Consider the following 22,113-nt stretch of genomic DNA (forward strand, 5'->3'; position numbering starts at 1 on the left):
GGACTACAACCGCCGCAGGGCCTCGCGATCGAGGTCGGCGACGTCGGTGTGTCCGGAGAGGCCGAGGGTGAGGTCGAGTTCGGCGATGATGTCGGCGACCGCGTCTCGGGCCCCGTCGGCGCCGGCGAGCGCCAGACCATACATGTGCGGCCGGCCGATACACGCGGCGTCGGCACCCAGGGCGAGCGCCTTGAACACGTCGGAACCGGTGTAGATCCCCGAATCGATCAGAACCTTGATGCGGCCGCCGACGACCGGCGCGATGGCGTCGAGGGCGTCGATCGAACTGATCGCGCCGTCGACCTGCCGACCGCCGTGATTGGAGACGACGATGCCGTCCACCCCGGCGTCGACGGCACGACGCGCGTCGTCGGGATGCAGGACACCCTTCAGCACGATCGGGAGTGAGGTGCGTGCGCGCAGACCGGCGAGGTCGTCCCAGTTCAGCGATGGTCGCGAGTAGATGTCGAGGAACGTCTGCACCGCGGCACGCGGCTGCGGCGACCTCACGTTCTGCAAGAACCTGCCCGGTGCGTTGCGGGTGATGGAGATGAGGGTCGCGATCGCGCCGAGTGAGATCTCCGGCCGTTCGTCGGTCGCGGCGCGCAACCGTTGGGCGACGATGTCGACGAACCTGCGGTCGGACGTGTACTGGGCGATGCCCTCACCACGCGCGAACGGGAGCGAGCCGAGGTTCAGGTCCTGGGGCCGCCACCCCAGCATCGTCGTGTCCAGGGTGACGACCACCGCCTCGGCGCGGATCGCCGCCGCGCGCTCCAGAAGACTGTCGACGAGGTCGTCGTCGGTGGACCAGTACAGCTGGAACCAGCGCGGCGCACCGCTGTCCACCTCGTCCATCGCCGCGGCGACGTCCTCCATGGAGACGCTGGCCTGATTCGAGAAGATGTAGGGGACACCGAGTTCGGCGGCGGCGCGCCCGATGAGCGCGTCGGCTCCGGGTGCGGCGAGCGAACCGGCCCCGATCGGCGCGAACAGCACCGGCGCAGGCAGCCTCCTGCCGAACAGGTCGGTGCTCAGGTTCCGCTGGGAGACATCCCGCAGGATCCGCGGCACGATCGCCCAGCGGTCGAGTGCCGCTCGGTTGGCCGCCATCGTGCGGCCCTCCCCGGCGCCGCCCGCGATGTACGCCCAGGCGCGGGCGGACATCGCGCGCTTGGCGCGGCGCTCCAGTTCGGCGAAATCCGTTGGTACGCGCGGCTTTCGCCGATGAACCCCGGCGGTGTAGATGTCGTTCTGCCGTGCACGCCCGTATCCCGCGGTCATGGGTGGTGATGGTAACGCCGGCGTCGGGTGTCCGGCCGGTATTGCCGGAGCGCGCCGCTCAGCGGGTGGCGACGGCGGTGGCGCCCGCCACGGCGACGGTCACGACCGCCACCGACGGCCACGCACCGATCTTCTTCGCCAGGGGATGCGAACCGCCGAACGCCGCCAGGTAACCGGCGAGCAGACCGCCCGCGACCGCAGGGCCCTGCGTCAGCGCCCACCGGCGGGTGCACCAGGCGCCGGCCGAGCCGAGCACCACACCTCCGAGTTCGCGGCGACCGCTGTACCGGGCGACAGCGAAACCACCGACGAGACCGACCGCCACCACGGGCACCGTTGCATCCACAGCCATGCGACCCACGCTACCGCGACCGCGCCGACACCCATCCGTCGACGGTTACTGCTCCGAAGACGGGGTAACCGAGCCTCACCCCCGGACTCCGAAGGGCCCCGTCATGACACCGACCGCCGAGATGACCGACTCGTCAGCACCGCCTGCACAGTCGGTCTCCCCGGCCTGCGACCTGCACACCATCGACTCCTCGACGACCGATCTCGAGCTCGTCGAGGAAGTGCTGGCCGCTCACTTCCGCAGCCACGCCTCGACCCTGCGGCAGGTCGGTACGGAACTGACGCCCGCGATCGACGTCGTGTCGGCCCGGATCGGCGGTGGCAAGCGCCTGCGCGCGTCGTTCTGCCTGTGGGGCGCGCGTGGCGCGGCCGAGGGTCGGACCGTTCCCGGCATCGTCGAGATGGCCGCCGCGATCGAGTTGTTCCATCTCGCCGCTCTGGTGCACGACGACGTGATGGACGACAGCGACGTCCGTCGTGGCCTGCCCACGGTGCACCGGCACTTCGCCGACGATCATCGCCGCGCGCGGCGTCGGGGGGACGCCGAGCGACACGGCACCGCCGTCGCGATCCTCGTCGGTGACATGTGCCTGTCCTGGTCCGACGACCTCGCCGCCGCTGCGGCCGACGACGCGACCGCCGACGTCCGCCGGGCCGTTCGAGACACGTGGTCGGCGATGCGCGACGAGGCGTACGCCGGCCAGTACCTGGACATGCTGAGTCAGACCGAGGACACCACCGACGCAGACCGCACGGCGCGCATCCTGCGCTACAAGAGCGCGCGCTACACGATCGGCCAACCGTTGCGACTCGGCGGCACGCTCGCCGGCGCTCCCGCGGCGCTCCTCGACGCCTACGATCGAATCGGCCTCACCGCAGGCGAGGCCTTCCAGCTCCGCGACGACATCCTGGGTGTCTTCGGCGATGAGAAGATCACCGGTAAGCCCGCCATCGACGATCTACGGGAGGGCAAGCGCACGATGCTCATCGCGGTGGCCGAGGCATCGGCGGGCCGGATGGAGCGCCGCGTGATGGCCGATTGCCTCGGCAACCCGGATCTCGATGCGGAGGGCGCCGCACGGATGCGCGAGGTCCTGCACTCCACCGGCGCCGTCGAACACGTGGAACAACGCATCGTCGATCTCGCGGAGGACGCGCTCGGCATCGTCGAAGATGCCCCGATGGATTCGCAGAGCCGACGGGCCCTGACCTCCCTGATCGAACGCTGCGTGTGGCGGCGCGCATGACCGCTCCTTCCGGACCGACGGTCGAACTCCGCGTCTGGGGTGTCGATCGGGTCCTACCAGCGCTCGGACGGATGTCGTCGAGTCGCCGGGCGTTTCGCCGCGCACCCGGTCTGCGTTTCGTCAAACTCCTCGGCACCGGCACCGCCCGCACATTCACCCTGGAGAGCGCCGACCTGAAGCACTGGGCCGCCCTCACGGTCTGGCGCGACGACGAAGCCGCCTCGGCGGCACGAGATTCCCCGATCTTCGACCGCTGGCAGGATTCCAGCACCGAGGAGCTCCGGGTCACGATGCGACCGCTCCGGTCGAAAGGACGATGGTCGCGCGTCGACCCCTTCGAGACGGCACAGTCGTCCGACGCCCACCGTGCACCCGGGCAGGGGTGGACAGGCCCCGTCGCCGCGTTGACGCGGGCGCGGTTGAGGCCGACCAAAATGGCATCGTTCTGGCGCGCCGTCCCGCCGGTGGCAGCCGAACTCGCTGGGGCACAGGGCAATCGGCTGGCACTCGGCGTCGGCGAGCTCCCGGTCGGGGTGCAGGGCACCTTCTCGATCTGGGACTCCGCACAGGACCTGACCGACTTCGCCTATCACTCCCCCGCACATCTGTCGGCGGTCCGGCGGACCGCACCGTCACGCTGGTACGCCGAGGAACTGTTCGCCCGTCTCGCCGTCACCGAGGTGGTCGGCACATATGAGGGGAGGTCGGCGTGAGTCTGCTGCACGGCACCGCTTCCCACCGAACCCCGCCGTCGCGATCGCGGCGGATGGGCGGCACCGTGTCCTGGAATCGGGGTCTTATCACCCTGGCATGGATCTTGCTGGCCGCGACGATCGGCGTCCAGATCGCGTTTCCGCTGACCGGTGGCGGAACCCTTCCGCTGACCGTCGCAAGCGTGCTGCTGCTGGCGTCGGCGTCACTCGTCCATGTCGCCGCGACCCGGGGCGCCGCCGCCGCGGTCGCCCTCGCGGTGGTCGCAGGTGGCGGCGGGCTGATCGCCGAATCCGTCGGCGTGAGCACCGGATTCCCGTTCGGGACCTACGAGTACACCGACGGACTGGGACTGAAGGCCCTCGGCGTGCCGGTCCTGGTCCCGCTGGCCTGGATCATGATGTCGTGGCCCGCGCTGGTCGTGACCCGACGTCTGGTCCGGGCGTCGGGTGTGGCCCGGCGATGGGCACGGCCGGCCACCGCCGTGGTCGGTGCATACGCACTCACGGCCTGGGACGTGTTCCTCGACCCGCAGATGGTCGATCAGGGAAACTGGGTGTGGCGGTACCCGACACCCTCCCTACCCGGGGTCGCCGACATCCCCTTGACGAACTTCGCCGGCTGGCTGCTGGTCTCGTTCCTCATCGTCGCGACGCTGGATCTGCTGATCCGTCGCGACGAGAATGCCGAGACCGACGGCGCCGGAATGGATGCCGTGCCCGTCACGGCGTACCTGTGGACCTACTTCTCGTCGGTGATGGCCCACGCGGTCTTCTTCGGGCGCCCGACGGTCGCCCTCACCGGTGGCCTCCTCATGGGTGTCGTCGCCATCCCGCTGCTGGTCGTCGAGATCAGGGGGCGCCATGCGGGCGTGTGACCTGGCGCGGCCGCTGGTCGCGGCGGGCACCGCGCTGTCGCTGACGTCGTTGGCTCTGACCCTCGACAACGCGCGCCGGGTACGCCGGCCCGGTCCGGCCGACGTTCCTGCGTCGGAACCGCTCTCGGTGCTCGTCCCGATGCGCGACGAGGTGGAGTCCGCCGAAAGGTGCCTGCTGGCCGTCGTCGAGGCGGCGGACCGATGGCCCGGACCGGTCCGGATTCTCGTGCTCGACGACGGATCGGTGGACGGGACCGATGCCGTGCTCGCCCGCCTCGCCACATCGGACGACCGGATTCACGTCCACCGCGGCACTGCCCCACCTCCCGGCTGGCTCGGGAAGAACTGGGCCTGCGCCCAACTGGCGGACAAGGCGTTTCCCGACGGGATCCACGTGTTCCTCGATGCGGACGTCGTTGTCGAGCACCATGCCTTCACCTCGTCGTCGGCCCTTCTCCGCGACGCAGGCCTCGACCTGGTGAGCCCATATCCACGACAGCTCGCCGTCGGGGCGGGCGAACGACTGGTGCAACCACTCCTGCAATGGTCGTGGCTGAGCACCCTCCCACTCGGGCTCGCCGAGCGGTCGCCGCGCGAATCCCTCTCGGCCGCAAACGGACAGTTCCTGGTGGTCGATGCCGCGACGTATCGGCGCGCCGGCGGTCACGCGGCGGTGCACGACGTCGTCCTCGAGGACATCGCACTGCTGCGGGCGATCAAGGCGGCCGGCGGCCGCGGCGTGGTCGCGGAGGGAAGCGACGTCGCCACGTGCCGGATGTACCACGGCTGGCGAGAGATCCGCGCCGGCTATCGGAAATCGCTGTGGTCCGCGTTCGGGTCACCGGGCGGGACACTGGGCGTCACCGGTTTGCTGTGCCTGATGTACGTGTTGCCCGCGGCCGCAGCGCTGTTCGGCTCACGGGTGGGGTTGGTCGGGTACGCGGCCGGCGTGGCGTCTCGGGCGGTGTCGGCCCAGCGCACCGGCGGCCGTGTGTGGCCCGACGCCTTCGTCCACCCGCTGTCGATACTCGTGTTCACCGGCCTGGCAGTCGATTCGACGCTGGCCCGACAACGCGGAGTCCTGGAATGGAAGGGACGCCCCATCGAGGTCCGTCGATGACCCGGGTTCTCGTGATCGGCGCGGGCGTCGGCGGGCTCTCCGTCGCCATGCGTCTCGCCGCGACCGGTCACGACGTCACCGTCCTCGAACAGTTCGACGACATAGGCGGCAAGCTCGGGGTCATCGAGCGCGACGGTTTCGTCTTCGACACCGGACCCTCACTCGTCACCATGCCGCACGTGTTCGAAGAACTCTTCGCGGCGACGGGCTCGTCGATCCATGACCACCTGACCCTCGAGCGACTCCCGGTCGCCGCCCGCTACCGATTCCCCGACGGCACCTGCCTGGACATGCCGGGACACCTCGACGACATCCCGGCCGCCCTCGACGCCGCGCTCGGACCCGGGCGGGGCACCGAATGGTCGACGTTTCTCCAACGCGCTGAACGCGTCTGGGACGTCACACATGAGCCCTTCCTCGAATCGCCGATGAGCATCCGCACGATGATCGGCGGAATAGCCACCCCGTCGGACGTGCGCGCCGTCGCGCCATGGCAATCGTTGCGCGGTCTCGGCGAGCGTTATCTCGACGACCCGCGCCTGCGTATGCTGCTGGACCGCTACGCGACCTACACCGGCTCCGACCCGCGTCGCGCACCAGCGGCACTGGCCTCCGTGCCCTGGTCCGAGCAGGCATTCGGATCCTGGTACGTCCGAGGCGGATTGGGCCGCATCGCGAGCGCCATGCGCGACCGGCTCGGCGAACTCGGCGGGCGGGTCGAACTGGGTGTCGAGGTCGACCGGATCTCGCTGGGCCCCAACGGCCGAGCCGATGGTGTGGTGCTGACCGACGGAAGCCGACGCTCGGCCGATCTGGTCGTCGCGAACGCCGATGCGCGGCAGGTCTACAACCGCCTCGTGCCGCGTCGCGCCGCCCGCCGGCCTGCTGCACTGTTGCGACGGACCACGCCGTCGCTGTCCGGGTTCGTGCTGCTCCTCGCCCTGGACGACCCTCCCCCTCAGCCACACCACCAGGTGCTGTTCGCCGAGGACTACGACGAGGAGTTCGACGCGGTCTTCGGCTTCCGCGGCCCACCACGTCCCGTCGCGCGACCTACCGTGTACATCTCGGCGCCAGCCGATCCCGCGATCGTCCCCGGCCCGCGAACCGGTGCGTGGTTCGTGCTGGTGAACGCACCCCGACACGATCCCGACCACGGCGTCGACTGGGACACACAGGGTTTGGCCGACTCCTATGCCGACCAGATCCTCGAGGTGATGGCCGACCGCGGACTCGACCTGGCCGGCCACGTGCGGCACCGTCTGATCGTCTCGCCCGCCGACCTCGAGCGCCGGACCAGGACACCGGGCGGCTCGATCTACGGTTCGTCGTCGAACGCACCCCGCTCGGCATTCCTGCGGCCGTCGAACACCTCACCGGTACCGGGTCTCTACCTCGTCGGCGGATCGTCGCATCCCGGTGGCGGTCTGCCGCTGGTGGTCATGTCGGCGAAGATCGTCGCCGACCTGATCGGACCCGCGCCCGAGCGTCATTGACCGACGGTGCCGGACAGCCATTTCGGGAACGTGATCGCCCGGCGCCGCCGGTTCAGTCGCCACCACCGGCGAGCTCTGGCTTTGCTTCTGCGCACACGGCGATGAAGGTGAGTCCGTGGGGTCCGGCGCGTAGATGCCGGCGGTGGTGCATGTCGACCGAGATGTATTGCCCTGGCGCGACGGGTTCCGCGGTTCCGTCGATGACAATCCATCCGGTGCCGGAGAGGATTGCGTAGACGTCGTCGGTGTGGTCGTCGAGGTGGTCATGCGGAACCGTCTCGGCATCGGCCGGCAGCTCGACCTGATAGATCTCGAAAGCCGTGACGTTGAGTGCTTCGCTGATGCGGCGGTCGTAGGGGCTTGTGGCTGGATGTGGGCCGTGGCCGGGCTAAATCGACTCGGCGGTGACGATGACATGTGGCATGTCTTCGACCGTAGTCGTCGTGTCGGGCGACGATCGGACATGAGATCGTCTGGTGGACATCGGCGATGACAACTGATGGCAACTGATCTGAGAGCCGGTGCGGCTCTTGCAGCTATCTCTCACGGCCATTGCCGGCCTGGTGTCCCGTTTGACGTCGTCGGCGCACAATCACCTTTACGTTGGAGTGCGTCCGGGGCGGTCGCCTCGGATGCTCGTCCGCGGTTCGGGGCGTGGCTCGACAATCACCTGTTGCCCTCGGTGGCTCGGCGTGGAAGGCCACCCCGGGCCGTGACGGGTCGTTTCGGCCGCTGATTGAGATGTGTTCGCGAACTTGTCGCTGTGTAAAGGTGCGCCGGCGAAAACAAACCTGACGAGGTGAACAGGTCCGAGCAGAGAGGTTTATATGGACGAAACGGTTTGGGTAGGAATCGATGTCGGTCGTCATGCACACCATGCCGCCGCGGTCGACGACGCGGGGACGGTGCTGTGGGTCACGACGGTTACACAACGATCAGGGGGCCATTGAGGCGATCATCGAAGGAGTGTCCGGGATCGAATCGGTGGTGTGGGCGATCGACATGACCGCACCGGAATCGGCCCTGCTCCGAGGGGTGTTGTCCCGCCGCGGCCAGCACGTTCGCTATGTGCCAGGTCGCGTTGTGCACAGCATGGCCGGCGCTTTCGCCGGCGAAGGCGAAACCGATGCTCGCGACGCGGTGGTGATCGCCCAGACCGCTCGTCTCCGGGGCGATCTCGCAACAGTTGCGGTCCCTGATGATGTCGCGGTCGAACTCGACTTGTTGACCGGTCACCGCTGCGACTTGGTCACCGAACGAACGTGAGGTATCAATCGTCTGCGCGGCCTGCTGACCCGCATCTTCCCCGGTCTGGAGCGGTGATTCGACTACTCGACGCTGACCGGTCTGGCATTCGTCACCCGCTTTGCCACGCCGTCGGCGATCGCTGCGGTCTCCGACGAGCAGATTTACGACCACCTCCGCGGTCATGGTGTCCGCCGACCGACCATTCCGGAGATGATCAGCAAGGCGCGTGCGGCCGCGCAGGCGCAGACCGTGACGCTTCCTGGCGAGCCGACTAAAGCGCTGCTGGGTGCAGCAGTCGACGGCCTCCCTGATGGCACTCACTCGCCAAATCGCTGAGCTGGATAACAGATCACCGAGGTATTCCGCCGACACCGGCACGCACGGATTCTTGAATCCGTGCCCGGCATCGGCGCCCGAAGTGGAGCTGAGCTCGTCGCGATCACCGCTGGTGACCTCACCTCGTTCGGCTCGGCCGTCAAGCTCGCCGCTTACGCCGGTCTTGCTCCGGTGCCACACGATTCAGGCAACCGCCACGGCAGCTTGCGCAGACCCCAGCGCTACCACCGCGGATTACGCAAGGTGTTCTATATGGCAGCACTCAACAGCTCGCAACGCGCCGGGCCATCCCGGGAGTTCTATCAGCGCAAGCGAAACGAGAAACGCTCGCACGTCCACGCACTTATCGCGCTGGCGAGGCGTCTGTAGACGTCGTGTGGGCACTCGTTCGCGACGGCCTCGAGTGGGTACCTGCAAGTCCCCCTCCGGGTACGGCAGCGCCTAGGTCGGTGGCTGCGTGAAGTCGGCCGGGCGACTAGTTCGCCGAGCCCGGTGATGAACTGGTCAACAGCTCCGTCTGTGTCCGCCGCAGTCGCCTATTCCACCAGGCAGGTCGGTGTCGCGCTTGACGCTCAAGTCGATGGAACTCAATGTCTTGGACGACGAGTAATACAGGGACGACCAGGAATGGAACCGTCGTACCCCACCGTCGGCCTCGGCCGTTTTCGACCAGACCGGCAATCGCGGCCACGCCCGAGGTGTACAGGATGGCGTTGTACGGCACCATCACCGGCCCTCGTAGGCCCTCGCATTCGGTGAGCCACGGGACACCGACGGTTCTGCGTGTGGGCCAGTAGATGAAGTGCGCCACCACTGCTGAGAGGAACAGGCCGTTCATCATGCCCATCGCGGGATCGTATGTCCGAGGAGCTCGAGATGCCACGGTGTAACTCGCCGTCGTTCCGGCCAGCCAGCCGGCAGCGGCGACAGCCGGCCCGCGGATCGACGAGAACGGCATAGCCACCCCGCACGCCAGCTCGTAGAACACATGGGCACCGATGGAGGCCGCTCCGACGCGGGTCCACGGGCGCGAGCGAGAGGCCCCGCCCTGGGACGCGTGCGCCATCATCGCTGCCCGTTCTCGTTCGCCGCACCGGATGTCCACGCCGGCGAGGGTGGAGTGAGGGGTTCAGGTCCCGGTGCGCGGAAGGCCTGCAGCATGTAGCCGGCCAGGCGTCGCCACGGCTGCGATGAGGACCGGTCGGTGGTGCGCAGCAGACCACTGTTGGCGCGGGTCAGCAGGTAGAGGTCGCTGTGGTCGAAGTCCGGCCGGACCGCGCCGGCGGCCCGGGCGCGGTCGACGAGTGCCACCGAGGCGTGAAACGCGCGGTCCATCTCCGTGCGGAACAGTTCGGTTCCCGAATCCGGTGCCATCAGAACATCATTGAACCCCAGGTCTTCGGCTTGTTGTTCCAGGATGTACAGCACGTAGTCGCGAAACGCCTCCCACGGATGGGTCAACGCCTGGTCGGCCGCGACCTCACTGCGGTCGGCGTAGCGACTCATCTTCGCCTCGAGGACCACCCCGACGAGGTCCTGCACCGACGAGAACCGACGGTAGATCGTGCCCACACCCACACCGGCTTCCTCGGCGATGCGCTCGAGTGTGACGCCGGTCCCGTGCTCGGCGAACACCCTCCCGGCGGTGCAGATGATCGCCTGCCGATTGCGTTCGGCGTCGGCGCGCAGAGGTCTGTTCTCGCTGCTCATAGACACCACAGTAGCAAGTGGAATAGTTCTTCCGCATGTGTGGTTCAATGATGTGGAGAAACTGCTCCACTTACTTCGATGGCAAAGGACACCACGATGAAGGCATTTGTACTGACCGCATTCGACGCAGCACCGACGGTGGCCGAGGTCGATGAGCCGACGCCGGGACCCGGTGAGGTTCGTGTGCGTGTGGCCGCGGCGTCGGTCAACGGGTTCGATCTGTCGGTGGCCAAGGGCATGCTCAACGGCGCGATGGAGCACCGCTTCCCGGTAGTGCTCGGCAAAGACTTCGCCGGCACCGTCGACGCGGTCGGCGATGGTGTCGACGACTACGCAGTCGGCGATCGGGTCTTCGGTGTGGTCACCAAGGACTTCCTCGGTGACGGCTCGCTGGCCGAGTTCGTCACGGTGCCGACATCGGTCGGCATCGCGAAGCTGCCGTCCTCGGTGGACTTCACCGAGGCCGCCGGCCTCGGACTTGCCGGGACCGCGGCACTGATGGCCGTGGATGCCGCGAACATCAGCGACGGCGCCACGGTGCTGGTCGTCGGCGCGACGGGCGGAGTCGGACAGCAGGCAGTGCAGCTGGCCGCGCGGGCCGGAGCCCGGGTGATCGCGACCGCGGCATCCGACGCCGAGATCGCCAAGGTCACCGCGCTGGGATCGTCGGAGACCGTCGATTACACCGCCGATGTCGTCGATCAGGTTCGGGCACTGGCCCCGGGCGGTGTCGAGGTGGTGCTGCACTTCGCCGGTGACCCGCAGGCGGCGATCGACGCCGCCGCAGTCGGTGGGGTGTTCGTCTCGACGATGCTGCGTGGTCCCGATGATGTTGCCGCAGAGGATGTTCGAGTCGAATCGATCTACGCTCACCCGTCGCCGGAAACGCTGCAGCGGTTGGCGCGCAACCAGGCCGAACAGCACACCACCGTCAGTGTGCAGAGCGTGCATCCTCTCGATGACGCTGCCGCCGCTTTCGCCGAGTTCGGCCAGGGAACCCTCGGCAAGATCGTCATCTCCCTCAGCTGACCCACCCACTTGCGCCACCGGTCGACAGGCACGCACGCCGCGTCCTCGACCGGTGGCCACCACAAGGAGTGATCCCATCATGGAGCTCGGAGTCTTCTCCCTGAGTGACATCTACCCCGGCGGTGCCGACACCGCAGCCAGTCGGACCCGCGACATCATCGAGTTCGGGCTCCTCACCGAGCACCACGGCCTCGACGTCTTCGGCATCGGGGAGCATCACACCCGAGGCTTCGCCGTCTCCTCGCCCGCAGTCGTGCACGCGGCGATCGCCCAGGCGACTGAACGTATCACCCTGACCACTACCGCCACCGTGCTCAGCGTCCTCGACCCCGTGCGGGTCTACCAGGACTTCGCCACTCTCGACCTCGTCAGCGGGGGCCGCGCTGAGATCATCGCCGGCCGTAGCGCATTCGCCGAACCGTTCGCTCTGTTCGGCGAGAACATCGCCGACCTCGACGAGCTGTTCGCCGAGAAACTCGACCTGCTGCTACGTCTGCGCGATGAGGAGACGGTCACCTGGCGCGGACGGCATCGGCATCCCTTGCGCGATGCAGCACCCAACCCGCAACCGCAAGGGCCGCTGCCGGTGTGGGTGGCAGTAGGCGGCACCCCGACCAGCGCCCACCGGGCCGGCACCCTCGGACTCCCGATGGCGCTCGGACTGATCGGCGGCACCATCGACCACGCACGGCGACTCGTCGAGATCTATCGGGCCGCCGGCCGCGCCGCCGGACACCCCGACGATCAGCTCACCGTCGGCGTCACCAGCCACTTCTACATCGGCGACACCGACCAGCAAGCCCTCGACGACTTCTACCCCTACTACGCGAGGTACCTGTCACCGGAGACCAACGGCGGGCGTGGCTGGCACGTCGATCGGCCCACCATGGCCGCACTCGCCGGCCGCGGTGGCGCGCTGATGGTCGGCGGCCCCGACCATGTCGCCGCCAAGATCGCCGAGTTGCGCGACGAACTCGGTGTCGATCGCTTCCTGGGGCAAGTCGACCTCGGCGGCATGCCCGCACAGATGGTCCGCGATTCGATCCGACGCTTCGGTGACCTCGTCGCACCCGCACTCACCAATCACAACGCAACCACCACGAAAGGCCAGATCTCATGAATGTCACCGTCTTCGGCGCCACCGGAGCCATCGGCTCCCTCACCATCGATGAGCTCCTCGACCGCGGTCACAGCGTGACCGCTTACGCGCGTAACCCCGCAAAAGTCCCCGAACGGTGGGGCGATCGGGTCCGCGTGGTGATCGGAGAGATGTCCGATACCGCCGCCATCGACACCGCCGTGGCCGGGACCGACGCGGTCATCAGCGCCCTGGGCCCAAGCATGGACCGCAAGGCCACCGGCCTTCCCCTGGTCGAGGGCACCGAACACATCCTCGCCGCGATGAAACACCACGGGGTCAACCGCTACATCGGCCACGGCACACCCAGCATTCTCGACCCGCGCGAAAAGCCCACCCTGCAGACCCGAGTCATCAGCTTCATGGGCCGCACGTTTCTCTCCCGCGCCTACCAGGAACTACTCGGAATGACCGACCGTGTCCTCACATCAGGTGTCGCCTGGACCATCGTCCGGTTCTCCGCACCCAAGGACACCCCCAAGACCGGGAAACTGCGCGTCGGGTTCTACGGCACCGACCGCATCGGCTTTGCTGTCAGCCGCGCCGACATCGCCGCGTTCACCGCCGCCCAAGTCGACGACACCACCTATATCAACGCAGCACCCGCGATCAGCAACTAACCCACACACACACGAAAGGCCCTCTCTTCCATGACCATCGCCATCATCGGTGCCACCGGCCAACTCGGCGGCCACGCCATCAACGCCCTCCTCGCTCGTGACGTCGCACCCGCCGACATCCTCGCTCTGGGCCGCAACTCCGACCGTCTGGCCGAACTCGCCGGCCGAGGCCTGCGCACCGCGACCGTCGACCTCGACGACATCGCCGCCACCGCGGCCACACTCACCGGGATCGAATCACTGTTGCTGATCTCCGTCGGCGGCCCGGGACAAGGTCTCGAACCCCGCCGCAACACCGTGACCGCCGCCCAGACAGCCGGCGTGCAGCATCTCGTCTACACCTCTGCTCTGCGCGCATCGACCACCACCTTGGTTCTCGCCGCCGAGCACAAAGCAACCGAAGAAGTCATCACCGCCTCAGGGATCCCGGCCACCTTCCTACGCAACGGGTGGTACACCGAGAACCACGAAGCCGACTTCCGCGCCGCCCAACAACGCGGGGTCATCGCCAACAGCATCGGCGCCGGACGCATCGCCACCGCGACCCGCGCCGACTACGCCGAGGCCGCCGCGGTCGTGCTCACCACGCCCGGCCACCAGGGCAAGGCCTACGAACTGTCCGGCGACACCGCCTGGAACTTCACCGAGTTCGCCGCCACTGCCTCCGACATCCTCGGCAGCCCCGTGCGCTACGACGCCCTCAGCTCCGCCGACGAGCAAGAACAACTGCGCGCCGCCGGACTCGACGACGCCACCATCGGGTTCATGAGCCTCCTCAACGCCAACATCGCCGACGGCACCCTCGCCGACACCACCGGCGACCTCGCCACCCTCATCGGCCACCCCACCCAGCCACTCGCAGACACCATGCGCACCTGGCTCTGACCCGTACTGCCATCTCGCGAGACGTCGGAACTGCACGCCGACCCCAACCACCCCGCACAAACTGATAGGACTCTCACACATCATGTTCATCGCAACGCTGATCGTCTCGATCCTCCTGGCCCTGGCCTTGCTGTCCTCCGCCTCAGGAAAACTGACGAGGAAGCCCGCGGTCATCGAGCAGATCACCGCCGTGGGCGTACCCGCCGACAAGATTCCCCTCCTTGGCTACCTCGAGATCGCGGGAGCGCTCGGCCTGGTCGCCGGTCTGTTCTGGTGGCCCATCGGAGTCGCGGCAGCCATCGGCGTGATCTTGTACTTCCTGGGCGCGGTCATCTCCCACCTACGCGTCAAGGATGTCAAAGGCAGTGCACCGGCGGCCGCCCTTGCGCTCGTCGCCGTCGCAGCCCTTGTGCTCCTCCTCCTCACCATCTGAGCCGTGCAATCGAAAATCGGGTTCGCCAGTGTCCGAGAATGAACACCTCAGCGGCCAAGTAGACAGGTCGCGAGCGCCAGCCACTCGCCCGTTGTGGGCCTCGGTCGTCGCCTGCTGCGGCGACCGAGGCCCGCGAGTCGTTTTTTGAACAATCCAATGGCAGATAGGTGGCCTAGTGCTGGACTACAGCGTCCGCTATCTGATCGGCAATCTCGTTCGTACTGAACTCGCCAGTGCTTAACGCCCGTTTGTCGGCCAGCGAGGGACTGTACTGGCGCACCTCGTCTGCGGTCACGTCGTGCCAGATCAGTAACATGGTCTGCTCGCCAGCAACGGTGCGAGTGACAAGGCCGTCCAGCTCGTGATTTGTCCACCCCTTGGCAAAGAATGCCGGTGACAGGACAACGACGCCGAAGCGGCTCGATCGGATGCCTTCGTCGATCTTGCGGCGCAGGCTATCTCCGATCTTAATCTCAGTCTTGTCCAGCCATACCGCAACACCGCGTTGGGTCAGTGCGTCGCGCAACGGAACCGCCACATCGGCTTTGTCTTCGGTTGCGTGCGAAAGGAAGACGTCCCATGTTTGCCCGCCGAGGGCGTCTCCCTTTGGTTCCAGCGGTTCTCGGACCTGAACGTTGCTGACCGGACTGTCTGGTTGTCGTAGGGTGGGCAGATTTCCCCGTGGCGGAGGCTCGACGTGAACGCCCGCGCGGACTTTCCCAGGGTTACCGCCCAAGTCCACGACAACGACCCATCTCCCGCTGCGCGGGATGCTGATTCGCGCCGGAGACTTCTTTGCCAGGCCACCAATGTACCGGTAGCGACGGTTGGCCTTGTACGAGCGGTAGTCCGAGGACGTCATCAGTTGAACGTTCGCTTGCTTGTCCAACGTGACGACGGCAGTCGCGCCCTTGTCCTGTTGACCTAAGTCGTAGTACAGGTGCTGCACGCCTGAACCTACTTCTTGTCCCGCGGGGGAACGGGATCGTTGCCCGGCGCTACGGTATCTGAGTTGCGTATTCGACCGTCACGTCCATGGATTCGGACCTCGGCGCCACCTGCGTTGCCCACGATCTCCTTGGCCCGCGTGATGGCGGCCTTCTGCGTATCTGCGTGCACGCTGGAGCGTTCGCTGCCCGGCTTCTTTACGTCCCAGCCGCCTTTGTCGTTCGGAACGACGGGGCGACAGTTATCGTTGCCCATTCTGATGCCACCCCTATGGTCGAAGGTCTAGCCAGGAACTGAGGGTCCAACCAAAACTGTAGGCGAGGCACCCGACAAACGACGCAAGTCATCCGCTCCAGTTGCAGGTATCGGCGTCAACTCTGAGACGACTTGCGTCCCCGCATTGAGATCCACGCCCGCCATAGAACCATGGTGAGGACGACGCCCGCGATGGCCATCAGCGGCAACGGCACGACAGCCGTGGTCCTGGTCCACCAACTGATCTCGCTGGCCGGTCCGGCGCTGCGCGGAGGATGCGGCGGCCCGTACTTTCGCTCGAGTGCCGACCGTACATCAACCGCCGAGGGGGTGGACGGTCCGTGGCACAAGCTGCTTTTCCATGAGTGGCCGGCCCCACCGCCTTCGGATGCGAAAAGTAAATACTCAACGCCCGCGGCGTAGCTGATGCCGCAGGACGGCCCCTGCGAAGGTGTTTCGACGGTGGTGACGGTTCCGACGTTCCCTTTGAAGACCTCGAGCACTTCGAACTCGTAGATGTCATGCGAACCGGCCGACACCTTGTCGGTGACTCGCGCGACGAAGACACCGTCAGCCCGTGAAGCAGCTTCCTCGGTTGTGTAGCCAACACAACTGCACGCACACGCAGTGCCGGCGGCGCCCATCGACGCTGCTGCGGCGACCACAAGCCCGCACACTGCGAGACCAACGACTCGCGGAAAGAGCCGGCGGAGGAGGCCGTTCGAAGACGGGCGGCTTGGTCGCGCCGTTGATGTGTTGATCACGGTGTCCCGCCGAGCCGGCCCCGGCGACGCATCAGTCAGCATCGGAGTTCACGATCCGAGGCTCTCGTCCCGAGAGAACACCGATGTCGCGGTGTCGTCGAAGATCCGCATGGTGGCGGTGACAAACTCTCGGCGCGAGACCCCGCACACGCGTAGGGCCCGACCGTGGTCGAGCGCGACGACAACGATCACCACCGCCGCGATGGCCCGCCAGGTCTGCTTGATCGCGATCCGAGCCGCCGCGGGGGTGTCACGGAAGCCGAGCCGCAGACGTCGGATCTGGAACGGGACGTGATGATCTTCGTCGGCGAGGATGCGTTCGGACACCTCGACCAGAAGCCGATCGCTCCCGCCTTCGGCCAGCGCACGGTAGTAGCGCAACGCGACGACCTCGGCGATGGTCAGGATCATCAATTCCAGCCGCAGCCCCAGCAGTCGCCGAAGATGGACGAAGACGCTGTCGGACCAGTGCCAGCGTTTGGTCTGTGCCCCACCCGCGTGTAGCAACAGCGCCAGCATTCGCGCGTGGTTTTGTTCCTCGGCGACGAAGAGCCGCACGGCGGCCTCGTAGTCGCGGTCGCCCGTAGCGGCGGCATTGGCGATCAGATGAGCCCCGTCGCCGCTCTCGCCCACCTGGAACTTCTGCAGACTCCGAACGATCGCCGGCTCGAGCCGACTCCGGACTGCCCAAGGCGGATCGGCACCCTCGGACCGTTGCACAGCCCGCACGCGGAACCCCTCGGACCAACTGCCTGATTCCACCTGTGAACTCATCTGCGCTGCTCCTTGTGTCACCTCGACTGACCCGGGTCCTGACTCACAGTGTCCACGTGAGTCAGCGTGTTCGGGGCGGGAGAGGAATGTCAGAGAGGACGAGCCGAATTCGCGGATGCTCTGCCCTGCACGATTGATCCGGGGACGTGCGTCACCACGATCACCGTGCTTCTGTGGGCACCTGATCACCGTTCACACGCTTATGCGCCAACCATGTAGACAGTGTCCGTCCCAACGTCCCTACCAACTCTGTACCGAAGACGCACAGAGTCTGCTCCCATGGGTGCCCGAACGTACCGGTGCTGAAGTCAGGGCGGGCGAAGATGTAGTAGTCGCCGTTCGGGTAGACCGTGACCGGCCATTCGGTGTCAAATGTTTCAGCGTGCACCGCTGCATTGAACCGATATCCGGGATGCTGCCAATCGAGCACGATCCAGTCGGGATCGTCGAACGAGCTCACGAAACACCGTTGGGCCTCAGCGTTGATTGCGTCAAACTGGGCGCTCCACATTCCGGGCGAGCCCTTAGGGACAGATAGATCGAAGGTCACCGATGGAGTCGGATCGACAACGGCGGGCCAGGCTGTGGGGTGGGTGCTCGGCCGGAATGACTCGAACCTCTCGATGAACAGCTCCCACGCCCTATCCTCCTCGTCTCGCGGCAGATAGCTCCATCCTGGCGGCAACGAGTTCCCGTGGTCGAGGGTCCAACGCATCATAGGACCATCCTCGCAAGGCAGGACGGGACGATCGACATGTGTAGGAGTGGTCGACTCTGACCGTGCAGCAATGTAATTCGTGAAGTCTGACGCGAATGTCCAGGGGCCATGGACACAATCGCTACTACCTGCTCCTCGTGAGACGCCACCCTGTCGAGGTCCTACTCAAACTTCAGCGCAGCGTTGCGCTCGCCGGATCAACCGGTACCGCGGCCCCCACGACGGCGGCGACCACGTGCTGCGGGTCCCCGCAGGCGTCGGACGACCGCCACGCGACGACATGATCGGGACGGACGAGAGCGATTCTGGTGTTCGGGTCGAGCCGGTCCACACGCACGGCGGTTGTCGGGATGCCCCGGTCGCGCGCGGCGGTCAGCAGGGTCGCCACGGCCCCGGCTGCGTCGTCGACGTAGACGCTGGTGAAACCCGGTCCGAGCACGTCGAACAGACACCGGCCGTCCGCGAGCCAGCTGTGCGGCAGGCGGCTCCGTCCGCCGGAACATCGCATTCCCCGCGCGAGTGTCGCGTCGGCGAAAGGCCGGCCTCGCCACCACCCTGGGTGTTAGTTCCTGGCCACCCGGCTCGGTGTACCCGTCTCGGCACCGCGGCCCTAGGTGCGCCGGACCATTCCCGCCGTCTCGACCGGTCAGACCCGGTCGCGGTAGTTGTACGCGTGCCCGCCCAGGGACGCGGTCACAACCGCCACCGGGACGCGCGAGGCCTGCAGGTTCCGGCGCTCCTCGGGGGTGAGGTCCCGGTCCCGGCGGGTCCGCATCCATCGCGGGGCGCGCAATCGTGAGCTCCAACTGGTTCCCTGCATGTCACCCGCACCTCTCACTGTGAGCACTGTCACGCGCCCGTACCCGGGTGACACGGATTCCAAACCTCGACCGGCGATTCCTTGTGCGCAGGTCAGCGGTTCGCGACTGGCATCGGGCCCACCGATCGGTCACCGCGGAGCTTCTTGCGGATGAGTTCGGCACTGATCAGACACATAGGGAGCCCGATGCCGGGACGTGTGCTCGACCCCGAGTAGTAGAGCCCGTCGACCTTGCGTGACCGGTTCGTCGAGCGCAGAAACGCGCTCTGACGCAGGGTGTGCGCCGGGCCGAGGGCTCCGCCGCACCAGGAGTTGACCGAGTCGACGAAGTCGGCGGGGCCGATGGTGCGCCGGACGACCACGCGATCGGCGAGGTCGGGTACACCCGCCCACTGTCCGATCATCGAAATGGCGCGGTCGGTCACCTTCTCGATGTCGGGGTCACCGCTGCCGTCCACACCGCCGTGACCGAGACCCGGATCGGGCGGAACCGGCACCAGGATGAAGAGGTTCTCCGAGTCCGACGGCGCCACCGAGGCGTCGGTGGCCGACGGTTTGCACACGTAGAGGGAGGCCGGGTCCGGCACCCGCGTGGGGCTTTCGAAGATGGCGTCGAAGTTGGTCTTCCAGTCCTCGGTGAAGAACAGCGAGTGGTGCGCCAGTTCGGGCACCTCACCGCGCACTCCGAGGAGGGCGAGCACCGCGCCGGGACCGGAAGTGGCGCGGTCCCAGTAGCGCTCAGGGAAAGTCTGGAGTTCCCGGGGCAGCAGACGCGTCTCGAGGTGATGGAGATCGGTGGCACCGATCACGATGTCCGCCAGCAGGTCTCGCGAGGTGCCGTCGGGCCCTTCGACGCGTACCCCGGCCACCTCGGCACGACGGCGCCACGGTACCCGCGTCGTTCCCGCACGCTCCCGCGTGAGGACGGTGGTCGCTGCGGTCCCCGTGTGGATCCGCACACCCCGCTCGCGGGCCACCCGTTCCAGCGCGTCGACGAAGGTGGTGAAGCCGCCGTTGGGATATCGCACCCCGTCGGCGAGGTCGAGCCAGCTCATCAGGTGATACATCGCGGGGGTGCGCTCGGGCGATGAACCCAGGAACACCGCCGGATACCCGAGGACCTGCCGGAGTCTGCGGTCGGTGAAGCGGGCCGCCACATAGGACTGCAACGACGTCGTCAGCAGGGTGACGAGGGTCTTCGCGTGCCGCAACACGGGCAGACCCAGGAAAGCGCGCGGCGAGTCGAAACTGGTGTACAGAAAGCGTTCCACGGCAAGGTCGTAGGCCTGCCGGCCGGTGCGCAGGTAGTCGTCGAGCGCAGCTCCGGCGCCCGGTTCGATCTGCTCGAAGAGGGCGCGATTGCGCTCGCGGTCGCCGAAGACGTCGATCGGTTTCTCATCGGCGTCCTCGCTGTCGCCGAAGAACACCCGATACCCGGGATCGAGTCGGACGAGATCGAGCTGTTCGGCGGTCGACGTCCCGAGCATCTCGAAGAAGTGGTCGAAGACCTCGGGCATCAACCACCACGACGGGCCGGTGTCGAAGCGGAAACCGTCGCGGTCCCAGGAACCGGCACGACCGCCGAGATCATCGTTCTTCTCGACGAGTTCGACGTCATGCCCGTCGTGGGCGAGGAGGGCGGCGGTGGCCAGTCCGGCGACACCGCCACCGATGACGACAACACGTCTGGGGTCGCTCATGCGTTGATCTTCCTTCTGCGGACGTCGACGGCCTCGGCGCGGGAAGCGGTTCGCGGCATGCCGCGCCGGGCGACGGCGGCCGCCGCGATCCGGGCCTTCCCGGGGTTCGGGATGCGGACGCGGCTGCGGCGGGCCTCCGCGGCCGACGACTCGCGCAGACGAGCGGTCAGTTCGGCGAACAGATCGTGCGCGGTGCACACCGCGACCCGGCTTCCGACCGGGAGGTGCGGGATGGCGGCCGCGGCGGCGCTGAGGTCGAGATCGATGTCGTCCAGCCAGAGCGCCCAGGCGGACTCCGCCGGATCGTCGGGATCGAGGCCGACCAGATAGCGTCGCCCCAGCCCGTCGCTGTCCTCGCCGAAGTCGCGCAGGAAGTTGATCTTCTGGAACGCTGCGCCCAGCCGCTGGGCACCCGGTGCGAGGTGGTCGTACCGGGCCGCCGATTTGGCTTCGTCGGCGACAAACGCGCGCAGGCACATCAGACCGATCACCTCGGCCGAGCCGTAGATGTAGGTGGCCAGTGAGTCGAAGTCGTGCTGGACCTGGGTCAGGTCGCTGCGCATCGAATCGAAGAACGGCCCCACCAGATCGAGGTCGATGCCGACCCGGCGGGCGGTCTGGGCAAAAGCGTGCACGACGAGGTTGCTGCTCGAGCCGGTGACCAGCGCGACGCTGGTCTGCTCTTCGAGCTGGTCGAGCTCGTTGCTGCGGTCGACGAGTCCCTGTTCGGGGCGCGGGGCGTCGACGATCTCGTCGGCGACCCGGACGAGTGCGTAGATGTTCTGGATGTCGCGACGGATCCGCGGGGGCAGCAGCCGCGAGGCGAGCCCGAACGAACTCGAATACGACTTGATGACGAGCGCCGCGCTGGCCTCGGCGACCTCGTCGTACCGCCGGTGAGGTGGGACCACCTCAGTGTGACCGGGAATGTGCATCATCCGACCGCTCCTCGACCTGGTGACTTCGCGGGTTGCCTGACGTCATGCATTCGATGCCCGGGACATCGCCGGATGGGTCTCGTGGACCGAACCGTCGTGACCATTCGGCAGCTGGCGCACCTGTTCGACGAACCACGGGCTGACCGACCACGGGGTGCGTTCGACGAGCGACCACACGTCGGCGACATCGGCCCAGACGTGTTCGGCGACCTCGTCGGGCGCGGGTCGGGGCGTTGCCAGCGGGCGCGCGACGAACACCGGGCAGATCTCGTTCTCCACGATCCCGCTCGCGTCGACCGCCCGGTACCGGAAGTCGGGCAGGACGCAGCGGACGTCGGCGACCTCGATACCGAGCTCGCGCACGGCGTACCGGTGCACGGCGTCGACAACGTCCTCACCCGGACGCGGGTGCCCGCAGAACGAGTTGGTCCACACACCGGGCCAGCTCCGCTTGGACAACGCCCGACGCGTCATGAGGATGCGGCCGTCGGCGACGAGGTGGCACGAGAAGGCGAAGTGCAGCGGGGTGTCGAACCCGTGCACCGCCTCGCGGTCGGCGGTGCCGCATGGGCGGCCGTCGGCGTCGGCGAGAACCACCGAGTCGTTGGTCATCGAAGATTTCCTCATCGCGTCGAGATCGTGGAAGCGGGCACCCGCCGTTCCCCATTGTTCGTCACGGGGCATTGTCGTTCAGGGGGCACTTCGTCGCCG

At 67.2% G+C, this 22,113-nt stretch carries 24 protein-coding genes and 1 pseudogene; 11 read left to right on the top strand and 14 right to left on the bottom strand.

The window, feature by feature from the left end:
• Window positions 1-3 precede the first annotated feature (3 nt).
• Together AC3B5T_RS05460 and AC3B5T_RS05465 are read right to left on the bottom strand one after the other, a co-directional pair.
• Window positions 4-1,284, bottom strand: coding sequence for an alpha-hydroxy-acid oxidizing protein (locus tag AC3B5T_RS05460; RefSeq protein ID WP_055476395.1), 1,281 nt, complete (start codon window positions 1,282-1,284; stop codon window positions 4-6).
• Between the two features lie 58 nt (window positions 1,285-1,342).
• A complete protein-coding gene (locus tag AC3B5T_RS05465) occupies window positions 1,343-1,636 on the bottom strand; it encodes a hypothetical protein (protein WP_197282799.1) in 294 nt (97 codons plus the stop codon).
• Window positions 1,637-1,739: 103 nt separating this feature from the next.
• Here AC3B5T_RS05465 and AC3B5T_RS05470 point away from each other — a divergent pair, with 103 nt between their 5' ends.
• The 6 genes and pseudogenes from AC3B5T_RS05470 (at window position 1,740) to AC3B5T_RS05495 (ending at window position 9,131) form a co-directional block, all read left to right on the top strand.
• On the top strand, window positions 1,740-2,882 hold the full coding sequence (locus AC3B5T_RS05470) for a polyprenyl synthetase family protein (protein WP_055476396.1): 1,143 nt from the start codon (window positions 1,740-1,742) through the stop codon (window positions 2,880-2,882).
• The gene (locus AC3B5T_RS05475; protein WP_488358387.1) at window positions 2,879-3,595 is read left to right on the top strand and encodes a monooxygenase; all 717 of its coding nucleotides are present in this window, start codon (window positions 2,879-2,881) and stop codon (window positions 3,593-3,595) included. The genes AC3B5T_RS05470 and AC3B5T_RS05475 overlap by 4 nt, the downstream gene beginning before the upstream one ends.
• Window positions 3,592-4,470 carry a carotenoid biosynthesis protein gene (locus AC3B5T_RS05480; protein ID WP_010843123.1) on the top strand — a complete coding sequence of 293 codons (879 nt, stop codon included), beginning with the start codon at window positions 3,592-3,594 and terminating at the stop codon, window positions 4,468-4,470. Before AC3B5T_RS05475 ends, AC3B5T_RS05480 begins: the two co-directional genes overlap by 4 nt.
• Window positions 4,457-5,590, top strand: coding sequence for a glycosyltransferase family 2 protein (locus tag AC3B5T_RS05485; protein WP_010843124.1), 1,134 nt, complete (start codon window positions 4,457-4,459; stop codon window positions 5,588-5,590). Before AC3B5T_RS05480 ends, AC3B5T_RS05485 begins: the two co-directional genes overlap by 14 nt.
• Complete coding sequence (locus AC3B5T_RS05490; protein ID WP_488358389.1) at window positions 5,587-7,086, top strand: phytoene desaturase family protein; 1,500 nt, start codon at window positions 5,587-5,589, stop codon at window positions 7,084-7,086. The genes AC3B5T_RS05485 and AC3B5T_RS05490 overlap by 4 nt, the downstream gene beginning before the upstream one ends.
• Window positions 7,087-7,913: 827 nt before the next feature.
• A pseudogene (locus tag AC3B5T_RS05495) lies at window positions 7,914-9,131 on the top strand (IS110 family RNA-guided transposase).
• Between the two features lie 14 nt (window positions 9,132-9,145).
• Here AC3B5T_RS05495 and AC3B5T_RS05500 read toward each other — a convergent pair.
• A complete protein-coding gene (locus AC3B5T_RS05500; protein WP_488358390.1) occupies window positions 9,146-9,517 on the bottom strand; it encodes a hypothetical protein in 372 nt (123 codons plus the stop codon).
• A 218-nt stretch (window positions 9,518-9,735) separates the two neighbouring features.
• A complete protein-coding gene (locus tag AC3B5T_RS05505; protein WP_055476402.1) occupies window positions 9,736-10,380 on the bottom strand; it encodes a TetR/AcrR family transcriptional regulator in 645 nt (214 codons plus the stop codon).
• Between the two features lie 78 nt (window positions 10,381-10,458).
• Between AC3B5T_RS05505 and AC3B5T_RS05510 the strand changes: the two genes are divergently transcribed.
• The 5 genes from AC3B5T_RS05510 (at window position 10,459) to AC3B5T_RS05530 (ending at window position 14,485) form a co-directional block, all read left to right on the top strand.
• Window positions 10,459-11,409, top strand: a complete 951-nt coding sequence (locus AC3B5T_RS05510; RefSeq protein WP_055476403.1) for an NADP-dependent oxidoreductase — start codon at window positions 10,459-10,461, stop codon at window positions 11,407-11,409.
• A gap of 79 nt (window positions 11,410-11,488) precedes the next feature.
• Window positions 11,489-12,529, top strand: a complete 1,041-nt coding sequence (locus AC3B5T_RS05515; RefSeq protein ID WP_055476404.1) for an LLM class flavin-dependent oxidoreductase — start codon at window positions 11,489-11,491, stop codon at window positions 12,527-12,529.
• Entirely contained in the window at window positions 12,526-13,167 is a 642-nt protein-coding gene (locus tag AC3B5T_RS05520; RefSeq protein WP_055476405.1) for an NAD(P)-dependent oxidoreductase, read from the top strand. The genes AC3B5T_RS05515 and AC3B5T_RS05520 overlap by 4 nt, the downstream gene beginning before the upstream one ends.
• Window positions 13,168-13,197: 30 nt before the next feature.
• Entirely contained in the window at window positions 13,198-14,052 is an 855-nt protein-coding gene (locus AC3B5T_RS05525; protein WP_055476406.1) for an NAD(P)H-binding protein, read from the top strand.
• An 82-nt stretch (window positions 14,053-14,134) separates the two neighbouring features.
• Window positions 14,135-14,485 (top strand): DoxX family protein, encoded by a 351-nt coding sequence (locus AC3B5T_RS05530; RefSeq protein WP_055476407.1) that lies wholly within the window; start codon window positions 14,135-14,137, stop codon window positions 14,483-14,485.
• A 172-nt stretch (window positions 14,486-14,657) separates the two neighbouring features.
• On the opposite strand, the gene AC3B5T_RS05535 is transcribed toward AC3B5T_RS05530, so the two are convergent.
• From AC3B5T_RS05535 to idi, 10 genes are all read right to left on the bottom strand, one after another.
• A complete protein-coding gene (locus AC3B5T_RS05535) occupies window positions 14,658-15,434 on the bottom strand; it encodes a DUF1883 domain-containing protein (protein WP_055476408.1) in 777 nt (258 codons plus the stop codon).
• 8 nt (window positions 15,435-15,442) lie between these two features.
• Window positions 15,443-15,688: a DUF2188 domain-containing protein gene (locus AC3B5T_RS05540; protein WP_488358391.1), complete on the bottom strand. Its 246-nt coding sequence runs from the start codon at window positions 15,686-15,688 to the stop codon at window positions 15,443-15,445.
• A gap of 116 nt (window positions 15,689-15,804) precedes the next feature.
• Window positions 15,805-16,332: a hypothetical protein gene (locus tag AC3B5T_RS05545; RefSeq protein WP_156354304.1), complete on the bottom strand. Its 528-nt coding sequence runs from the start codon at window positions 16,330-16,332 to the stop codon at window positions 15,805-15,807.
• A 168-nt stretch (window positions 16,333-16,500) separates the two neighbouring features.
• Window positions 16,501-17,226, bottom strand: a complete 726-nt coding sequence (locus AC3B5T_RS05550; protein WP_488358392.1) for a ferritin-like domain-containing protein — start codon at window positions 17,224-17,226, stop codon at window positions 16,501-16,503.
• 160 nt (window positions 17,227-17,386) lie between these two features.
• The gene (locus tag AC3B5T_RS05555) at window positions 17,387-17,944 is read right to left on the bottom strand and encodes a DUF2716 domain-containing protein (protein ID WP_055476411.1); all 558 of its coding nucleotides are present in this window, start codon (window positions 17,942-17,944) and stop codon (window positions 17,387-17,389) included.
• A gap of 172 nt (window positions 17,945-18,116) precedes the next feature.
• Window positions 18,117-18,452, bottom strand: a complete 336-nt coding sequence (locus AC3B5T_RS05560) for an aromatic-ring hydroxylase C-terminal domain-containing protein (protein ID WP_055476412.1) — start codon at window positions 18,450-18,452, stop codon at window positions 18,117-18,119.
• A 138-nt stretch (window positions 18,453-18,590) separates the two neighbouring features.
• A complete protein-coding gene (locus AC3B5T_RS05565) occupies window positions 18,591-18,764 on the bottom strand; it encodes a hypothetical protein (protein WP_156354306.1) in 174 nt (57 codons plus the stop codon).
• A gap of 92 nt (window positions 18,765-18,856) precedes the next feature.
• The gene (gene crtI / locus AC3B5T_RS05570) at window positions 18,857-20,464 is read right to left on the bottom strand and encodes a phytoene desaturase family protein (RefSeq protein WP_488358393.1); all 1,608 of its coding nucleotides are present in this window, start codon (window positions 20,462-20,464) and stop codon (window positions 18,857-18,859) included.
• Entirely contained in the window at window positions 20,461-21,402 is a 942-nt protein-coding gene (locus tag AC3B5T_RS05575) for a phytoene/squalene synthase family protein (RefSeq protein ID WP_014928501.1), read from the bottom strand. Before AC3B5T_RS05575 ends, crtI begins: the two co-directional genes overlap by 4 nt.
• Before the next feature lie 42 nt (window positions 21,403-21,444).
• Complete coding sequence (gene idi / locus AC3B5T_RS05580) at window positions 21,445-22,014, bottom strand: isopentenyl-diphosphate Delta-isomerase (RefSeq protein ID WP_055476432.1); 570 nt, start codon at window positions 22,012-22,014, stop codon at window positions 21,445-21,447.
• Between the last annotated feature and the right edge of the window lie 99 nt (window positions 22,015-22,113).

The sequence above is a fragment of the Gordonia sp. G4 genome, from assembly GCF_057770005.1.